At 63.5% G+C, this 17,717-nt stretch carries 12 protein-coding genes and 1 pseudogene; 6 read left to right on the top strand and 7 right to left on the bottom strand.

Translation table 11 applies throughout. The features are described from left to right. The first annotated feature begins 39 nt into the window (after positions 1 to 39). Entirely contained in the window at positions 40 to 606 is a 567-nt protein-coding gene (dcd, locus tag MHX66_RS09090; RefSeq protein ID WP_034984458.1) for a dCTP deaminase, read from the top strand. 34 nt (positions 607 to 640) lie between these two features. On the opposite strand, the gene MHX66_RS09085 is transcribed toward dcd, so the two are convergent. From MHX66_RS09085 to MHX66_RS09070, 4 genes are all read right to left on the bottom strand, one after another. Continuing rightward, positions 641 to 1,885 (bottom strand): pyridoxal phosphate-dependent aminotransferase, encoded by a 1,245-nt coding sequence (locus tag MHX66_RS09085; RefSeq protein ID WP_297667852.1) that lies wholly within the window; start codon positions 1,883 to 1,885, stop codon positions 641 to 643. Between the two features lie 93 nt (positions 1,886 to 1,978). Beyond that, positions 1,979 to 2,773, bottom strand: coding sequence for a hypothetical protein (locus tag MHX66_RS09080; protein ID WP_239202434.1), 795 nt, complete (start codon positions 2,771 to 2,773; stop codon positions 1,979 to 1,981). A gap of 193 nt (positions 2,774 to 2,966) precedes the next feature. Beyond that, on the bottom strand, positions 2,967 to 6,401 hold the full coding sequence (locus MHX66_RS09075) for a (Fe-S)-binding protein (RefSeq protein ID WP_239202433.1): 3,435 nt from the start codon (positions 6,399 to 6,401) through the stop codon (positions 2,967 to 2,969). Between the two features lie 163 nt (positions 6,402 to 6,564). Further along, entirely contained in the window at positions 6,565 to 7,518 is a 954-nt protein-coding gene (locus tag MHX66_RS09070) for an alpha/beta hydrolase fold domain-containing protein (RefSeq protein WP_239202432.1), read from the bottom strand. Positions 7,519 to 7,741: 223 nt separating this feature from the next. Here MHX66_RS09070 and dnaK point away from each other — a divergent pair, with 223 nt between their 5' ends. The 3 genes from dnaK (at position 7,742) to MHX66_RS09055 (ending at position 11,854) form a co-directional block, all read left to right on the top strand. Then, entirely contained in the window at positions 7,742 to 9,607 is a 1,866-nt protein-coding gene (gene dnaK / locus MHX66_RS09065; RefSeq protein ID WP_239202431.1) for a molecular chaperone DnaK, read from the top strand. After that, positions 9,607 to 10,224: a nucleotide exchange factor GrpE gene (gene grpE, locus MHX66_RS09060; protein WP_239202430.1), complete on the top strand. Its 618-nt coding sequence runs from the start codon at positions 9,607 to 9,609 to the stop codon at positions 10,222 to 10,224. Before dnaK ends, grpE begins: the two co-directional genes overlap by 1 nt. Positions 10,225 to 10,588: 364 nt before the next feature. Continuing rightward, a complete protein-coding gene (locus MHX66_RS09055) occupies positions 10,589 to 11,854 on the top strand; it encodes an HNH endonuclease signature motif containing protein (RefSeq protein ID WP_239202428.1) in 1,266 nt (421 codons plus the stop codon). A gap of 24 nt (positions 11,855 to 11,878) precedes the next feature. On the opposite strand, the gene MHX66_RS09050 is transcribed toward MHX66_RS09055, so the two are convergent. Next, on the bottom strand, positions 11,879 to 13,060 hold the full coding sequence (locus MHX66_RS09050) for a hypothetical protein (protein ID WP_239202426.1): 1,182 nt from the start codon (positions 13,058 to 13,060) through the stop codon (positions 11,879 to 11,881). Between the two features lie 220 nt (positions 13,061 to 13,280). Between MHX66_RS09050 and dnaJ the strand changes: the two genes are divergently transcribed. Together dnaJ and MHX66_RS09040 are read left to right on the top strand one after the other, a co-directional pair. Further along, the gene (gene dnaJ / locus MHX66_RS09045; protein WP_239202424.1) at positions 13,281 to 14,516 is read left to right on the top strand and encodes a molecular chaperone DnaJ; all 1,236 of its coding nucleotides are present in this window, start codon (positions 13,281 to 13,283) and stop codon (positions 14,514 to 14,516) included. Beyond that, on the top strand, positions 14,516 to 14,938 hold the full coding sequence (locus tag MHX66_RS09040; protein WP_239202422.1) for a heat shock protein transcriptional repressor HspR: 423 nt from the start codon (positions 14,516 to 14,518) through the stop codon (positions 14,936 to 14,938). Before dnaJ ends, MHX66_RS09040 begins: the two co-directional genes overlap by 1 nt. Before the next feature lie 25 nt (positions 14,939 to 14,963). Here the strand turns inward: MHX66_RS09040 and MHX66_RS09035 are convergent, their stop codons facing one another. Both MHX66_RS09035 and MHX66_RS09030 read right to left on the bottom strand, forming a co-directional pair. Next, the gene (locus MHX66_RS09035) at positions 14,964 to 16,460 is read right to left on the bottom strand and encodes an amino acid permease (protein WP_297667879.1); all 1,497 of its coding nucleotides are present in this window, start codon (positions 16,458 to 16,460) and stop codon (positions 14,964 to 14,966) included. 148 nt (positions 16,461 to 16,608) lie between these two features. Continuing rightward, positions 16,609 to 17,671: pseudogene (locus MHX66_RS09030) on the bottom strand (LLM class flavin-dependent oxidoreductase). Positions 17,672 to 17,717 lie beyond the last annotated feature (46 nt).

Below are 17,717 nucleotides of genomic sequence, written 5' to 3'. Positions count from 1 at the left end.
CTGGCTGCGCACAGCGCCACACCCGCTAGGCTATAGAGCGTGTTACTTTCAGACCGAGACATCCGCGCCGCCATCAACTCCGGCGAGCTGACGATCGACCCCCACGACGATCAGATGGTCCAGCCATCCAGCATCGACGTGCGCCTCGACGGCCTGTTCCGCGTGTTCAATAACTCCAAGTACACGCACATCGACCCGAAGCAGCCGCAAGAGGAACTCACCACCCTGGTGGAAGTCCCCGACGACGAGGCCTTCATCCTGCACCCCGGCGAGTTCGTCCTGGGCGCCACCCTGGAATGCTTCGGCATCCCCGCCCACCTGGCGGGTCGCCTAGAAGGCAAGTCCTCCCTGGGACGCCTGGGGTTGCTGACGCACTCCACGGCCGGGTTCATCGACCCGGGCTTCACCGGGCACATCACCCTGGAGCTTTCCAACACCGCTAACCTGCCCATCGCCCTCTACCCGGGCATGAAGATCGGCCAGCTGGCACTATTCACCATGACTAGCCCGGCGGAAGCCCCCTACGGCAGCGGCGCCCTGGGCTCCAAGTACCAGGGGCAGCGCGGCCCGACGCCCTCCAAGGCCTACCTGAACTTCCAGAACTAGCTGGGGCGCGACGTGGCGTCGCTAAGAAAAACAGCTACTGCCGGTAGCTAGCCAGGAAGTTCCCCAAGCGCTCGATCGCGGCACGCAGATCCCGCGCCCAGGGTAGCGTGACCACGCGGAAGTGGTCCGGGGTCGGCCAGTTAAAGCCCGTGCCCTGCACCAGGTGAATCTTCTCCGAGCGCAGAAGGTCGAACATGAACTTCTCGTCGTCGTGGATCTCGTGCACGTTCGGATCCAGGCGCGGGAAGGCATACAGCGCACCCATCGGCTTCACACAGCTCACGCCCGGGATCTCGTTCAGAGCCTCGTAGGCGGCGTTGCGCTGCTCCAGCAGGCGCCCACCCGGCAGCACCAAATCGTCGATGGACTGGCGGCCGGAAATAGCCACCTGGATCGCATGCTGCGCCGGCACATTCGGGCACAGGCGCGTGCCCGCCAGCACGTTAATACCCTCAATGAAGCCCTTTGCATGCCCCTTCGGGCCGGTAACCACCATCCAGCCGGAACGGTAACCCGCCACGCGGTACGCCTTCGACAGGCCGTTATAGGTGATGCACAGCAGGTCCGGGCACAGGGAAGCAATGTTGATGTGCTGGGCGCCGTCGTACAGGATCTTGTCGTAGATCTCGTCGGCCAGGATCAGCAGCGAGTGCTCGCGCGCCACGTCCACGATCTGCTGCAGGATCTCGCGGGAGTACACCGCGCCCGTCGGGTTATTCGGGTTAATGACCACGATGGCCTTCGTGCGCTCCGTGACCTTCGCCTTGATGTCCTCGATGGAGGGCATCCAGTCGTTCTCCTCGTCGCACAGGTAGTGCACGGGGCGGCCACCGGATAGCGACGTGGAGGCGGTCCACAGTGGGTAGTCCGGGGAGGGGATCAGCACCTCGTCACCGTCGTTGAGCAGCGCCTGCATCGTCATGGTGATCAGCTCGGATACACCGTTGCCCAGGTAGACATCCTCGACGTCGAACTGGGGGAAGCCGGGGATGACCTCGTAGCGGGAGACGATCGCGCGGCGGGCGCTGATGATGCCCTTCGACGTGGAGTAGCCCTGCGCCGTCGGCAGCGCGGTGATCATGTCCCGCATGATTACATCCGGCGCCTCGAAGCCGAACACCGCGGGGTTGCCCGTGTTGAGCTTCAGGATGCGGTGCCCGTCGGCCTCCATCCGCTCCGCCTCGGTGTTCACCGGGCCGCGAATTTCGTAGAGGACGTTTTGCAGCTTCGTCGATTGATCCAGCGTGCGCAGTTCGCTTGGGCGTTTGGGGGTACTCATTCTCCCCATTGTGCCATTGTGGCTGCTATTTTTATAGTTTTTTAACGACGCCCCCTCGCGGTTCGACCGGTCGAGGTGTGGCTGTCGGGTGGGCTAGTTGTTGCCCGGGGCGGGGTTGTCCTCGGGCTCCGTGGCGCCATTGCCAGCACCGTTGCCAGGGCCATTGCCGTTGCCGTTGTTGCCGGTGCCGGGGGAGGGGTTGCCGCCGGCATCTCCGCCGATGCCGCCGGGGCGAGGGGTGCCTCGGTTGGGCTGGCTAAGGCGGGGCTCGTTATCGCGTGGCGGGCGAGAGGGCTTCGTGCTGCTAGAGGGCTCGGATTCGGACTCGGATTCGGTGGAGGCTTCTTCCTCCGTCTGCACGGGCTCTTGGGGTGCGTAGTAGTTCTGGTTGCCGCCTCCGTAGCCGGGACCCGCATCCGGGGTTGGCGGCGTTTCGTCGTCATCGTACTTTCCGGTGGTGGTGGGCTTGGGGTACGAGGGATTCAGCTGCTCAGTGTTGCTAGAGCTTCCGGGGGCGCCGGTTTCCGTGGAGCGCATGGTGGTGAAGGCGCCGACGGCGACGATGATGGTGGCGATCAGACCCAGGGTGAGCACCCAGGCCCAGAAAGGCATGATCCCAAAGAACTTCCGGAGGCCGGACTTAGGCTCTTCATCTTCCTCTTGGCCGTCTTTCTCAACGTCGGCTGAATTATCGGCCGAGGTATCCGGGGTTGTCGGGGCTTCTGGGTTGGCAGCTGCGCCACCTGTAACGGCGCCACCAGCGTTCGTGTCGGCGCCGTTAAGGTCAGAATCGCTGACAGCCTTCATCACGGAGGTTTCTTCAGCGTCGCTGACAGACTTCCCCGAGTTGAGGGGGTTGTTCTTGTCGTTCGAATCAGCGTCAGTCATGGAAACCTACCTCTATCTGTGGGCGTGAGGCTTGTGCGAGCGGGCTCTTTCTATGAGATTTCATTCTAGAATATTGCGCGCCACGGGTACATTCCCAGCCCCGGGATTGACTCGCGGGCGAATGCAAAAGCGGCGGCAGATCCAGCGTTCGGCTGGACCCGCCGCCGCTATTTAGCGTGCGAGCTAGTCACTTTTACTGTGCGCCTGGTGCGCCAGGAGCACCCGGAGCGCCGGGGACGATGTTGGTCAGCTTGATCGGACCGCCATCGTTGGCCGGCTGTGCCGGTTGTGCTGGCTGAGCCGGAGCTTCTTCTGCCGGGGCCTCCTCGGCCTGCTCGGTGTCAGCCTGCGGCTCCTCGGCGGGAGCCTCTTCCTCAGCAGGTGCCTCGGCCGGAGTCTCAGCCTGCTGATCCTCTGCCGGAGCTGCAGGGGCAGCAGGAGCCGGTGTTCCCGGCGCTCCCGGAGTGGTAGCCGTCAGCTTGATCGGGCCACCGTCCTGTGCTGGCTGAGCCGCCGGAGCTGCCTGCTCTGCCGGTGCAGACGGAGCAGGAGCAGCTGGAGCAGCCTGCGGGGCCTCAGCTTCTGCGGACTCGGCCTCAGCCTCGGCCGGTGCGGCTTCCTGTGCCTCTGCCTTGTCCGAGTCGTCGGAGGCAGCGGCTGCAGCAGCGCCTGCGCCCGCTGCGGCGGCACCTGCACCAGCGGCGGCAGCCGGAGCTGCGGCCGGGGCTGCAGGAGCACCCGGGGCGCCCGGTGCGCCCGGAGCGGTGGCGTTCAGCTTGATCGGGCCACCATCCTGAGCCGGCTGTGCAGCCGGTGCCGCCGGAGCGTCCTGCTCAGCCTTCGGGGCCTCTGCAGCCTCGTTGGACTCAGCGGCAGGGGCTGCCGGTGCGGCCGGAGCACCCGGAGCTGCTGGGGCACCCGGAGCGGCCGGAGCACCAGGAGCTGCAGGTGCGCCGCCAGCCTTCGGTGCTTCCTGAGTGTCTTCAGACTTTGGTGCAGCAGGAGCACCCGGTGCGGCAGGTGCGCCCGGTGCACCCGGGGCGCCAGCGGAAGGTGCAGCCGGAGCACTCGGAGCGCCCGGAGCAGCAGGCGCAGCCGGGGCACTAGGTGCACTCGGGGCAGCCGGAGCACTCGGGGCAGCCGCAGCAGCACCCGCAGCGGCAGCGCCGCCAGCAGCAGCCGCGCCACCAGCGGCGGCAGCAGCTTCCTTCTTCTTCTTGGCTTCTTCAGCCTTGCGCTTCTTTTCCTCGGCAGCCTTCTTCTTGGCTTCTTCCTCGGCCTTGCGCTCGGCTTCCTCGCGGGCCAGCTTCTCCTCGTCTACCCAGCCGCGCTCAGGCGCAACCAGGAACTCCGGAGACTTCGGTGCCGGCAGCTCGCCGTCCACCAGGACGGACTCGCGGAACATCTGGGCGATATCCAGAACCTGGGTACGGTCTGCCTTGTTCTCGATCTCGGACTGACGGTTGTTCACACCGTCGGTCATCATCGTCTTACAGAACGGGCAGCCGATGGCGATGGCGTCTGAGCCGGTGGCCAGAGCCTCGTCCGTACGGTTCAGGTTGATGCGCTCGCCCAGGTGCTCTTCCATCCACATGCGAGCACCACCAGCACCACAGCAGAAGCCGGTATCGCGGTTGCGTTCCATCTCCACCAGGTTGGCGCCGGAAGCGCCGATCAGCTCACGCGGGGCCTCGAAAACCTTGTTGTGACGACCCAGGAAGCACGGATCGTGGTAGGTGACCTGACGGCCGTTCTGCGGTGCAGATACTGGCTCCAGGCGACCCTCGCGGATCAGCTTGTTCAGCAGCTGAGTGTGGTGGACGACCTGGTAGTTACCGCCCAGATCTGGGTACTCGTTGCGCAGGGTGTTGAAGCAGTGTGCACAGGTCACAACAATCTTGCGCTGCTTCGGCGGCACACCCTCGAAGGCGTTGTCCAGGATCTCGATATTCTGCTCTGCCAGCATCTGGAAGAGGAACTCGTTACCGGCGCGGCGGGCGGAATCGCCAGTGCAGCCCTCGCCCTCGCCCAGCACGGCGAACTTCACGCCGGCGGTGTACAGCAGGTCAGCGACAGCACGGGTGGTCTTCACAGCGTTGTCGTCGTACACGCCCGCACAGCCGACCCAGAACAGGTACTCGGTGTCGTCGAAGTTCTCGATGTCCTCGCCGAAGACTGGCACCTCGATGCCGTCTTCCTTGGCCTTCTGGATCCAATCGGAGCGCTTGTTGTTGTTTTGGCCCCACGGGTTGCCCTTGGTCTCCAGGTTCTTGAACAGGCCACCCAGCTCGGTCGGGAAGTCCGACTCAACCAGCACCTGGTAGCGGCGCATGTCGACAATGTGGTCGATGTGCTCGATGTCCACCGGGCACTGTTCCACACAAGCACCACAGTTGGTGCAGGACCACAGCACGTCGGGGTCGATAACACCCATCTCGCCCGCAGCAACCAACTGCAGCAACGGCATGTCCGCGTGGGCGTCAACAGATGGATCGTCCAGAACGGCAGTGTCGGTGGCGCCTTCGCCGGAGAACATGCCACCTGCGTGAGCCTCGTCCCTACGGGCGGCCTTCAGGTACGGTGCGGACTCGATGGCGTGGTCGCGCAGGTTGGTGATCAGCAGCTTCGGGCTCAGCGGCTTCGCGGTGTTCCAAGCAGGGCACTGCTCCTGGCAGCGGCCACACTCGGTACACGAGGTGAAGTCCATCCAGCCCTTCCAGGTGAAGTCGTCGATCTTGCCAACGCCGATCGAGTCTTCCTCCGGGTCTGCGTTTTCCATGGTCAGCATGCGGCCACCGGAGGTCAGCGGCTTCGCTGCGCCCAGTGCGTTGCGGCCGTCGGCGTTGCGCTTCAGGAAGATGTTGAAGAACGCCATGAAGCGGTGCCAGGCAACGCCCCACTTGATGTTCATGCCGACGATGAACAGCCAGATCATGCCGGACAGCAGCTTGATCAGCGCGAAGATGGAGACCAGCAGCGGGGATTCCGGCAGGATCTTGGCCAGCTGCATGGTGAAGAAGTCGGTGGCCGCATGGCCGCCCTCGTAGCTGGCGAAAGTGGCGATCTTGGATGCCTTCACGAACATCATGCCCAGGCCCTCGATCAGCACGACGGCCTCAACGAAGTAAGCCGCGCCGGAGTTGGAGCCGTAGAAGCGGGCCTTCTTGTCCTTGTCGCCGATCTTCTGGCGAATGATGATCAGCGTGATAATACCGATGACGGTGCCCAGGCCCAGCAGCTCGTCCACGAAGTGGTACACGGCCCAGTCACCGATGATGGGCCAGCCGCCTTCAGGGTTGAAGATCTGAATGTAGGCCTCGAACCACACCATGGCTCCCAGCAGGAAGCCGACCATGACGAGCCAGTGGGCGATTGCCACGCCCGGCTTCTTGGCCATCTTGGTGTGACCGATGATCTCCTTGATCAGGTTCATCAGTCGGCCGGCGGGGTTATCTGTCCTCTTCAGTGCCGGTTGGCCCAGTCGGATCGTGGTAAAGATCTGCGCCGCGCCGCGGATGAAGAACACCCAGGCGGGGAGGGATAGCAGTGCGCCAATTATGCCCAGTGGGACGGTTATGCCCCAGGGGATATCGGATGACGTCGCCTGCCCTGCTGCCAGCAGGTACATGTGAAGCTCCTCGCAAGTCCAGTTATGTATGAAGTAATTACTTACTGGGGCAGATTATCAGGGAGTGGGGCTTTATTTGAACTTTTCTAATTCCGGGCGGATCTGGCGCGAACCTGGGGTGGACCTAGCGTTGACCTGCCGAAATAGGCAACATTCGTGTTGCTTAAATGCGGCTGGCGATCCCGATCTGCTCGCGCCTCGCCGCCTTGCCCGTGCGGGTGTTGCCGAGGTGGTACATGTGTTGCTCGCCACGCGCGACGTTGATGGTAGCGGTGAGTCCTTGTTCCTTTATTGTTGACGCCCACTCCTCCATGTCCGGCAGTGAAATATCGCGGTCGCCGCAGTAGAGCGCGATTTCGGAACCTCCGAAAGCTGCCCGGAGCTGGTTGGCGGTGAGGTGCAGCGGGCTCACCCGCGGATCCTCCGTGGGGATCTCGCCCGCCCACAGCGCGCCCTGGCGGCGCAGCTGCACGGGGTTGAGGATTGCATCTTTCGGCTCAAACTCGGGGATGCGCGGGTTGGCGAGGTCCATGTCCAGCCACGGGGCATTCAAGATGAGGCGCGCCGGTGGCTCTAGTTGTTGGGTGTGCTCGGGGGTAGTAGCGAGGGCGGACAATGCCAGCCCGCCGCCCGCTGAATCCCCAATAATGGTGATGTTTTTGGCACCATGTTCCGTCACCAGTTGCTCGTAGCAGCGGCGGATTAGCGGCAGTGCCTCCGCGTGGTTGTGTTTGGGCAGTAGTCCGTAGAGGGGGATGTCCACCCGCACGCCCGCGTCCGCCAGCTGGGCGACGAAGTCCCAGTTGCGTTGCTTGATCGGGTTCACGAACCCGCCGGGCAGTACGTACAGCACGGACTTTGTTGCCGCCTGCGCGGGGGAGAGCTCCTTAATCGCTGTGGTGTGTGGATCGTAATCTCCCGTGGCGCCCGTGCCCCCAAACTCCATGGGTGCCACCGAGTAGACCGTGAACTCGCCGGAATCGCCCTCTGTGCGTTCGGTGACGGCAAAGTGTTGGCGCAGGGAATGCGGCGGTTCGGCTGGGGCGGGAGGGGTGGAGGAGGTGGCGTCATTACCCGTTCCGGAAGAACGGCCAACCAGGCGTTTGAGGAAAGACATGGGCACGATTCTAGCTTTTTTTAAAAAAGTTGAGCCGAGTGGGAACAACTTTGAACAGGGATGAGTTGTAAAGGGTGTGAGCAAGTTGAGCGAGACAAGCTCAAGTCAGCTTGACTAGACGCGAAAAAAGCGGATACTGGTTGGCAGAGACGGGCGAAGTTGAGTCCGCTCGACTAAGGCTCGATAGATTTTATTCGCCCCAGAAACATTAGGAGGAACTGATATGGGACGCGCAGTAGGAATTGACTTGGGCACCACCAACTCTGTGGTGTCTGTACTGGAAGGCGGCGAGGCAAAGGTCATCGCCAACTCCGAGGGATCCCGTACCACCCCGTCCATCGTGGCTTTCGCCAAGAACGGCGAGGTGCTGGTTGGCCAGTCCGCTAAGAACCAGGCGGTAGCCAACGTGGATCGCACCATCCGCTCCGTTAAGCGCCACATGGGCACGGACTGGAAGGTTTCCATCGACGATAAGGAGTACACCGCTCCGGAAATCTCTGCCCGCACCCTGCAGAAGCTGAAGAGGGACGCGGAAAGCTACCTGGGTGAGGACGTAACCGACGCAGTCATTACCGTCCCCGCCTACTTCAACGACGCACAGCGCCAGGCAACCAAGGATGCCGGCCAGATCGCCGGCCTGAACGTCCTGCGCATCGTCAACGAGCCGACCGCAGCTGCCCTGGCCTACGGCCTGGAAAAGGGCGACAAGGAACAGACCATCCTGGTATTCGACCTCGGTGGCGGTACCTTCGACGTCTCCCTGCTGGAGATCGGCGACGGCGTGGTTGAAGTCCGTGCAACCGCCGGCGACAACGAGCTGGGCGGCGACGACTGGGATCAGCGCATCGTCGACTGGCTGGCCGACAAGTTCAAGGCAAGCCACGGCGTGGACCTGACCAAGGACAAGATGGCCCTGCAGCGCCTGCGCGAGGCAGCGGAGAAGGCCAAGATCGAGCTGTCCAGCTCCCAGCAGGCCTCTATCAACCTGCCGTACATCACGGTGGACGAGGACAAGAACCCGCTGTTCCTGGACGAGACCCTGACCCGCACCGAGTTCCAGAAGATCACCCGGGATCTGCTGGACCGCACCAAGACCCCGTTCCAGGCAGTGCTGAAGGACGCGGAAATCAGCGTGGACGAGATCGACCACGTCGTGCTGGTCGGTGGCTCCACCCGCATGGTTGCTGTCTCCGAGCTGGTCACCGAGCTGACCAACGGCAAGGAGCCCAACAAGGGCGTAAACCCGGACGAGGTTGTGGCCGTGGGCGCTGCCCTGCAGGCCGGTGTGCTGCGCGGCGAGGTTAAGGACGTGCTGCTGCTGGACGTCACCCCGCTGTCCCTGGGCATCGAGACCAAGGGTGGCGTGATGACCAAGCTGATCGAGCGCAACACCACCATCCCGACCAAGCGTTCCGAGACCTTCACCACCGCTGAGGACAGCCAGCCCAGCGTGCAGATCCAGGTCTTCCAGGGCGAGCGCGAGATGGCTGCGCACAACAAGCTGCTCGGCTCCTTCGAGCTGGCGGGCATCGCTCCGGCACCGCGCGGCGTTCCGCAGATCGAGGTCACCTTCGATATTGACGCCAACGGCATCGTCTCAGTCTCCGCAAAGGACAAGGCGACCGGCAAGGAGAACACGATCAAGATCCAGGAAGGCTCCGGCCTGTCCCAGGAGGAGATCGACCGTATGGTCAAGGACGCCGAGACCCACGCAGAGGAGGACAAGAAGCGCCGCGAGGAGCAGGAAGTCCGCAACTCCGCAGAGTCCATGGCATACCAGACCCGCAAGTTCGTCGAGGACAACAAGGAGAAGGTCAACGAGGACACCCAGAACAAGGTCGAGGAAGCAGCCAAGGCTGTTGACGAGGCCCTGAAGGGTGACGACATCGAGGCCATCAAGGATGCAGTGGAGAAGCTGAACGCCGAGTCTCAGGAGATGGGCAAGGCCATCTACGAGGCCGAGGCAGCCGCCGGTGCTGAAGGTGCTGGTGCTGGTGCAGACGCAGGCTCCGCCGCAAACGATGACCCGAACGTTGTGGACGCCGAGGTTGTCGACGAGGACACTTCCGCAGAGGATGATAAGAAGTAATGGCTGAAGATCTGAATCAGGATCCGGGCGCCCCGGAGAACACTGACCCGGAGGCAACCTCGGCCGAAAGTGCTGAAGCTGCCGCCGCGGAAGCTGCGGAGGCGCAGGGTGTCGACGAGGGTCTGGCTGATGGTGCTGAGGCTGAAGGTGTTGCTGAGGCTGCTGCGGCTGATGCTGAGGGCGTCAATCCCGAAGACAGCAACAGCATCGAAGCCGAGCTGGCCGAACGCACCGAGGACCTGCAGCGCGTGACGGCGGAGTACACCAACTACCGCCGTCGCGTGGAGCGTGACCGCGCGAGCGTGATCACCGGCGCGAAGGCCGAGGTGGCTGCCGAGCTGCTGCCGATCCTGGATGACCTGGAGATGGCAGAACAGCACGGCGACCTGACCGGGCCGCTGAAGTCCATGTCGGACAAGCTGCAGTCTGTGATGGCATCTATGAAGGTGGAGAAGTTCGGCGAGGAAGGCGACGAGTTCGACCCGAACTGCCACGAGGCCGTGCAGGACACGAGCAGTGACGACGACAAGGTGCTGGCCACCATCCTCCGCCGCGGCTACCGCCTGGGCGACCGGGTGCTGCGCAACGCGATGGTCATCATTGGCGATCCGCAGTAGTTAGATCCAGAGAGCTCCATGGCTTTTGCTGTGGGGCTCTCTTTTTCGTGTGGTGGGGTGTATTTGTGGGAGGTATCTGTGAAGGGGCAGGTAGGAACTAAAAACTAGAACACGTGTTCGATTAATTGAGTTTTTCTTGGAGGGGTTGTCCGGGGTGTTTTCTATGCTGATCGCGTACGGAAAACCACGGGACACGAGCTACGGAATTCGAGCTACGGCACAAGAGCCACGACATACTGGGGACTTCCATCATTGAAGGGGAATGATGTTTGACCAGCCCGCACCACCCGACAGACCACCGCAAGACCCACCGCATAACCAACCACAAGGGCCGTTCTGGAAAGTTACCGACCCAACCGACCCGATGAGCGCAGCGATCTGCGACATCAACCGCAACCACGCGCGCCTCGCCTTGGCGTGCACACCGCACGACGACGAATGCATCACCGACGTGACCACCCGCCTGGGCGCGCGCCTGGGCCTCCCGGAGTTCCGAGTGATCCAGCTCGTCGATGTAGGAACCACCTTCCGCCGCTTCCCGTCGCTGGTGGAGCTGGCGGAAACTGGGGCTTACTCTATCGAGCTCTGGCGGATCGTCGCTCATGGCCTTGTTGCTGTTAGTGACGCCCACATCTCCGCCGTAGAAGCCGATGTCTACACTGCACTCTCGCCCACTCGGCCTAACCAGGCGATGCTGGGGCAGAGCACGATCCGCCAACGCCTGAAGAAGATCGTCATGGATCACGAGCCCTTGGCCTGCCCGATCGATCCTGCTGAACTGACCTCGCCCGCGGGCGACGGCACGGAAGTCGCAGCCGGTGCAGACGGCGAAGGTGGCGCAGACGGCACGGTTTCGGATGTAGAGGGCGTCAGTACCGAAGACCTGGCCGTCCTCGGCGCCGCAACGCGGCTAGCTATCGACGACCGGTCGGCCGACTACACCGAGTTCTACCTGACCCTGCCGAAGCTGGAGGCGCTGGAGCTGATCCAGGCGCTCGACAGCGTGAGGAATGAGCAGAATTGTTCCAGGATACGGGCGCTTTTGAGCCTGGTGCGGGGGAGTGCGACCGCAGAGGTGAACCTCAACCTGTACCGCCAGGTGGACGCTCCGGAGGCGCAGATCTGGGCCGCCGGCAGTTGGCTTAACCCGCTGGCCACGAAGGAGTGGATGGAGCGGGTAACCCACCTGCAGGCTCCGGGGAAGGCCGCCACCGCCGGCTATACCCCGACGCCTCTCATTCGCGCGAGCGTGGAAGGCCGGGACGGGACCTGCCGCTTCCCGGGCTGCGACACCCCAGCGCACAAATGCCAGCTGGACCACGTCAAACGCTTCGTGCATGGCAGCAAGGACGGCGGCTCGGACGGCGGACCGACGGACACCTCAAACCTCCACTGCCTCTGCGCCAAACACCACAACGCGAAAACGACGGGAGCCTGGGACGTGACAATCAACCCCGACGGGGAGGAAACCTGGACAAGCTTCGGAGATGGCCACACGGTGATCACCACGCCAAACGGCCCGCTGGGAAGAATCACCTTCCGGCACCGAGCAGTGAAGCGAGCGCGGAAGGTGGTGGAGCACAACCAGCGGAAGCAGAAGCGCAACCTGGAAGACGAGCCGCCGTTCTAGCGACGACGCACTAGCGCCGCCGTTCTAGTGCTTGCCCTGGTTGATCCTCTCCATGAGGTACGCCGGGGGCTGGATGTCGATTTCCGCCCTGCCGTCACCTTTCGCCTTGATGTCGGTGAACGTGGTGATCTCAGCCATGTGCGAAAACATCAGGCGTGGGCTCAGCGCGCCCGCCTGCCGCGAGAACTCCTGGGCGGTCACGGCCGCCATCATCTTGATGGAGCCCAGCATGTCGGTGCCTTCGCCCATCTCTCGAACCAGGGTGATGTGGCGATGCGGCGTGGAAAAAACAAGTCCTTCGCTGGGGTCGATCTGCGGCAGGCAGCGTTCGAGGATCTCGTTCATGAGCAGCGGCACCGACCCCGCGTAGTAAGAGCCGCTTTCGATAGCCCAGAAGCGCTCGTTGGGGCGGTCTTCGCTCGCCTGAACGGGCTGCGCCTCCAGGCCGGAATCGATCAGCTCCTGCCACAGGTTGCGGTAGCCAATCCGGAACAAGTCCTCAACCGGGCCGCGATTGTTCAGCGAACCCGGGCTCAGCGACATAACGGAGTTTGGTGTATCCAGAACCAGGTTGATGCACAGGTCATCCGAATAGGGTCGAATTGGCGAATCCGGGTTGAACTCTAGCGCATCCGCCCGCGACTGCTCCGGCAGAAGATCGATCGCCATTAGGCGTGCCCGCAAACGGGAGTAGAACTCCGCATCCGGAAGTGAAAGCAAATCCTGCTCCGAGCTGGCAGCCGGCCCGAGAAGACTATTGACGAAATGCTCTACCAGCACAGGCATATCCCGACCGAAATCCTCGGCATTGGCGCACTGCTTAGTGATGTTCTCGAGCCCCAGTTGCGAACCCTCGCCATAGTCCGGCGCGGGGAGCCGCCCGCCATAGGGGCCGGGCGTGGGGCCCGGGTAGCTCAGCGGCTTCTGAATGTGTTCGGGCTTGCTGTAGTACACGACCTCGGGCGTGGGGGTGGCGCCGTAGCCCAATTCGTTGAGCGCTTGCACGATCTGCCGAATCAGCGCCGTGGATTGGTGCAGATCCAGGCGGGGCAGCGGCACCGGTGGGTCCTGCGGGCCGGGCTCTGCAAGCGGTGCGCTGGGGCTTGCTGGCGAATTGGGTGCAGGCGAGGTGCTGTGCGAGGTGTCGTGTGATGCGTCGTGCGAGCCGAAGAGTCGGCCAAACCAATTACGCTTCTTAGGTGCCATGACCCCCACCCTAGCTAGTTTCGGGCTGGCAAGTCTCCAGCAATGCACGCTGCAAGACCCGAAGTGAAGCGGGGAGGGAATAAATACGTGGGGGCGTCGTTAAAGAAGATTAGATAACGAAAGTTCAGCGCGGTAGACTCAAGGTTGATTATTGATACCCCGCGTGAATAGCGCAGTAACTAAGCGCAGTAAACACAGCGCAATAAGGAAGGAGCGACACATGGCGCACAGTGAATGGGCCGATAAGGATTATTACAAAGACCTCGGCGTGTCCTCCACCGCATCGGCAGAGGAGATCAAGAAAGCTTATCGCAAGATCGCCCGCGAGAATCACCCGGACGCGAACCCGGGAGACACAGCGGCGGAGGAGCGGTTCAAGAAGGCTTCCGAAGCGTACAGCGTGGTGGGGGACAAGGAAAAGCGCGCGGAGTACGACGAGCTGAAGCAGATGCTCGCTAGCGGGGCTTACTCGAGCTTCGGCGGCTCGGGCTTTGGCGGTGCAGGTGGTACTGGCTTTGGTGGTGCCGGCGGCACAGGCTTTAGCGGTGGCGGCTTTAATGTCTCTGATCTCTTTGGCAATGACGCCACCAGTGGCGGATTCGGGGACGTCTTCAGCGGACTCTTCGGCGACGATCCGACCGCTGGCGCCTCCCGTGGCCGCTTCGGAGGCCGGGGTGGACGGGCTGGACGCCGCACCCAGCGCAGCCGCGGGGCGGACGTGGAGACGGAGCTGACCCTCGAATTCCGCGAAGCCACCAAGGGTGTGACCGTGCCGATCCGCCTGACCAAGCCCGAGCCGTGCGAAAGCTGCCACGGCTCCGGGGCTAAGGCGGGCACCTCCCCGCAGAACTGCGGCACCTGCAGCGGCAGCGGCATGGTCAGCGAGAACAGGGGAACCTTTGGGTTCTCTCGCCCGTGCGCGGATTGTTCCGGCACTGGTTCGGTGATTAAGGACAAGTGCCCGGATTGTTCCGGCACGGGGCGGACTACTCAGTCCCGCACGATTACCGTGCGCGTGCCTGCGGGCGTGGTCGACGGGCAGAAGGTGCGCCTGGCCGGGCAGGGTTCGGCGGGGCAGCGCGGTAAGCCGGCTGGCGACCTGTTCGTGACGGTGCACGTGAAGCCCGACAAGGTGTTCAGCCGCGACGGCGACGACCTGAAGCTGACCGTGCCGGTGAGCTACCCCGAGCTGGTGCTTGGCGGTGCGGTGACGGTGCCGACCCTGGCCTCCAAGGTGCGGGTGCGAATCCCCGCCGGTACGCAGGATGGCACCACGCTGCGCGTGCGTGGTCACGGTGTGAACAAGCGCAATGGCGCTAGCGGCGACCTGCTGGTGACCGTGAAGGTGGCCGTACCGAAGAACCTGGACGAGGGTGCGATGAGCGCGCTGCGCAAGTACTCGGAGGAGGAGAAGCGCTCCGGATTCGACCCCCGCGAAGGGTGGGAGGGTAACTGATGAGTAACGGCAAGAACGGCGGCGAGCGCGAGGTTTTCGTGATCTCCGTCGCCGCGCGGATCACCGGAATGCACGCCCAGACGCTGCGGACGTACGACCGGATGGGTTTGGTGACGCCCCAACGTACCAGTGGCGGCGGCCGTCGCTACTCGCGCGAGGACATTGAGCAGCTGCAGGAGATCCAGCGCCTCTCCCACGAGGAGGGCGTGAACCTGGCAGGCATCAAGACGATCATCGCCCAGCAGAACCGGCTGGACGAGCTGGAAGAAGAAAACGCGGCACTGCGCCGCCGCCTGGCGGAGATGCAGGCTCGCGTGGAGCGGGGCGAGGGCGCAGGCGCGGGCGGGCGCTCCCGCGGTGAGATTGTGCACGTCCCGCGCTCTACCTCTGTGGTCCTGTGGGACCGGCAGAAGCGGCGGTAGCTTGTGCTAGCTGCAGCGGCGGTAACTAGAGGCTGATCTGCCCGGTGACGATCAGGTACAAAGCACCGATGGCGGAGGCGACGACGAGGGCGCTGATGATCCACTCGAAGGTGTTGAATACGCGCCCACCGGCCTTGATGCGGGTGGCGACGTAGACCACCAGGCCGGGCACGATCAGCAGCGTGCCGAGCAGGACGAACTGCAGCTCGGCGGCGTACAGCAGCCAGAGGGAGTAGCCGAAAGCCACGGCACTGATGAGCAGGTGCCCGCGGTTGGTCTTCTTGCTGACCTCCGGGCCGGAAATGTCGAACTTTGAGCCGGCGTCCGGGTGCTTGAATCCGTGGCCACGGGTGGCCAGGAACAGCAGGTACAGGCTGGAGAACACGTAAGGCACCAGGTACAGGGACGTGGCCAGCTGCACCATCGTGGTGTAGGTGGATTCGTTCAGGTAGAAGACGATGATGAACGCCTGGATAACCACGGCGGAGAGGAACTGCGAGACGTACGGGGCGCCCATGTCGTTGGTGCGTCCCACTGCCTTCGGCAGCAGCCCGTCCTGAGCCATCAGGGTGATCGGCTCGGCACACAGCATCTGCCAGGAGACGTAGGCGCCCAGCACGGAGATGCACAGGCCGACGGAGATCAGGCCAGCGCCCCACGGGCCGACGACGTGCTCCAGGACGGTGCCCATGGAGTTATCGCCCATCGCGGCGAGCTCCTCGCGGGAGACCACGCCGAAGGACAGGAAGCTCACGGCGGTGAGCAGGAAGAACACGGAGACGAACCCCAGGAAGGTGGCCAGGGAGACGTCCTTGCGGCGGCGTGCGCGCTTCGAGTAGGTGGAGGCGCCCTCCACGCCGATGAAGGCCCACACGGTGAACAGCATCATGCCCTTGACCTGGTCGCCGAGGGAAAGCGCCTGATCCTGGTTCTCGCCGAAGGTGGCGGCGCGGCCCCAGAAGTCGGAGGTGAAGACGTCCGTGTTGAAGCCGACGAAGGCCACCAGCACCAGGAACGCCAGGATCGGCAGGATCTTCGCCACTGTGGTGATGACGTTCATGATCGCCGCTTGGCGCACGCCGCGGGAAAGCACCAGGAAGATTCCCCAGGTAAGCGCCGATACACAGATCGACTGCACCAGAGGATGATCTCTGCCGAAAATGGGGAAGAAGAAGCCCAGGGAGCTGAAGAACAGCGTTGCGTAGCCCACCTGGGCGATGATGGTGCCCAGCCAGTAGCCCCACGCGGAGGCGAAGCCCACAAAGTCGCCCAGGCCGGCGCGCACGTAGGAGTACACGCCGGAATCCAGGTGCGGCTTGCGTAGCGCCAGGGCCTGGAAGACGTAGGCGATGCACAGCATGCCCACGCCGGTGATGCCCCAGCCGATCAGTGCAGCACCCGGCGAGGCGACAGACGCGATGTTCTGCGGCAGCGCGAAAATTCCGGCGCCGACGGTGGAGCCGATGATCAGGCTGACGAGCGTGCCCATGTGGACGGTGCGTGGGTCGTCCTTGACCAGCACTTCAGCAGTGGAGGCCTGCGGGTGATAAACCTTGGCAGCCCCCTGAGTAGATGGGGTACCCCCATTATTAGAGATATTCACGGTTAGTACCGTACAACGTGCTCGTTGGTTAGGCCAACCTGCTGCGGTTTTGTGGCGTTAGCTCTCGCTAGTTGTTCTCGGCTGTGCTCGGCTCCCAACCCAGTGCAGGCGCGACGTGGGTGGCGAAGTTCTTCAGTAGGTGAATATTGGCCTCTACGCCCAGCTGATTCGGGATAGTGAGCATTAACGTGTCGGCCTCGGCCACTGCGGCGTCATTAAGAAGATCCTCGATGAGCTGGTCGGGTTCACCAATATAGGTTCGGCCGAAGGTGGAGCGGTAGCCATCGATCACGCCGAAGTGGTCGCGAGTCATGCCATGGGTGCCGACGATCGCCCGGTCCTCGGCGCTGGTGATGGGGAAGATGCTGCGGGATACGGAGGTGCGCGGGGTCCAGCCGTGTCCGCTGCTGGCGAAGGACTCCTTGAAGACTTGGAGCTGCTGTGCCTGCAGGTCGCCGAAGCTGTCGCCGTTGCTCTCGGTGAGGAGGGTGGAGCTCATGAGGTTGACGCCCACCTGCCCCGCCCACTTGGCCGTTTCGCGCGTGCCCGCGCCCCACCAGACGCGGCGGTCCAGGTTGGGGGAGTGCGGGAGTACGGGGATGGAGGCCCCGGGCTGGTACATGTGCGGGTATTGCTTCTCTGCCGAGGGGGCGGTGGCCATGCCTACCCCGCGGATGGCGGCAAGGTAGCGCAGGAAGTGCTCGCGGGCGATGTCGGCGCCCCGGGGGTCGGTGGAGCCGGTGTGGCCGAAGGCTTCCCAGCCGCGTTCGACGGCCTCGGGGGCTCCGCGGGAAACGCCGAGGGCGATGCGGCCGTCGGCGATGAGGTCCAGCGCAGCGGACTCTTCGGCGAGGTGAAGAGGGTTTTCGTAGCGCATGTCGATCACGCCGGTGCCGACCTCAATGTTCTTAGTGCGGGCGGCGATTGCGGAAAGCAGGGGCATGGGGGGCGGCCTGCTGGGGCGCGAAGTGATGGACGCGGAAGTAGGCGCCGTTCACGCCCAGGCGGTCGGCCTCTACTGCGAGCTCGATCGACTGGTGCAGCATGTCGCGCGCGCTGAGCATGTGCGGATGCGTGGGCTGGGGGTTGAGGGAATAGTGGCCGAAGCTGAGGAATCCGAAGGCTTTCATGGTGCTAATGTACGTCAAGATAGTTGATGTATCAACTAGTTGGGGG

This window comes from Corynebacterium sp. ACRPH (genome assembly GCF_022347285.1).
In the GTDB taxonomy this organism is placed as follows: Bacteria; Actinomycetota; Actinomycetes; order Mycobacteriales; family Mycobacteriaceae; genus Corynebacterium.
This window is presented reverse-complemented; position numbering and strand designations above follow the sequence as displayed.

What these genes read in the sequence shown, in the direction of transcription:
- MHX66_RS09085 (WP_297667852.1), bottom strand. Translation starts at nt 1,885, where the DNA reads ATGAGTACCCCCAAACGCCCAAGCGAACTGCGCACGCTGGATCAATCG.
- MHX66_RS09080 (WP_239202434.1), bottom strand. Translation starts at nt 2,773, where the DNA reads ATGACTGACGCTGATTCGAACGACAAGAACAACCCCCTCAACTCGGGG.
- MHX66_RS09075 (WP_239202433.1), bottom strand. Translation starts at nt 6,401, where the DNA reads ATGTACCTGCTGGCAGCAGGGCAGGCGACGTCATCCGATATCCCCTGG.
- MHX66_RS09070 (WP_239202432.1), bottom strand. Translation starts at nt 7,518, where the DNA reads ATGTCTTTCCTCAAACGCCTGGTTGGCCGTTCTTCCGGAACGGGTAAT.
- dnaK (WP_239202431.1), top strand. Translation starts at nt 7,742, where the DNA reads ATGGGACGCGCAGTAGGAATTGACTTGGGCACCACCAACTCTGTGGTG.
- grpE (WP_239202430.1), top strand. Translation starts at nt 9,607, where the DNA reads ATGGCTGAAGATCTGAATCAGGATCCGGGCGCCCCGGAGAACACTGAC.
- MHX66_RS09055 (WP_239202428.1), top strand. Translation starts at nt 10,589, where the DNA reads ATGAGCGCAGCGATCTGCGACATCAACCGCAACCACGCGCGCCTCGCC.
- MHX66_RS09050 (WP_239202426.1), bottom strand. Translation starts at nt 13,060, where the DNA reads ATGGCACCTAAGAAGCGTAATTGGTTTGGCCGACTCTTCGGCTCGCAC.
- dnaJ (WP_239202424.1), top strand. Translation starts at nt 13,281, where the DNA reads ATGGCGCACAGTGAATGGGCCGATAAGGATTATTACAAAGACCTCGGC.
- MHX66_RS09040 (WP_239202422.1), top strand. Translation starts at nt 14,516, where the DNA reads ATGAGTAACGGCAAGAACGGCGGCGAGCGCGAGGTTTTCGTGATCTCC.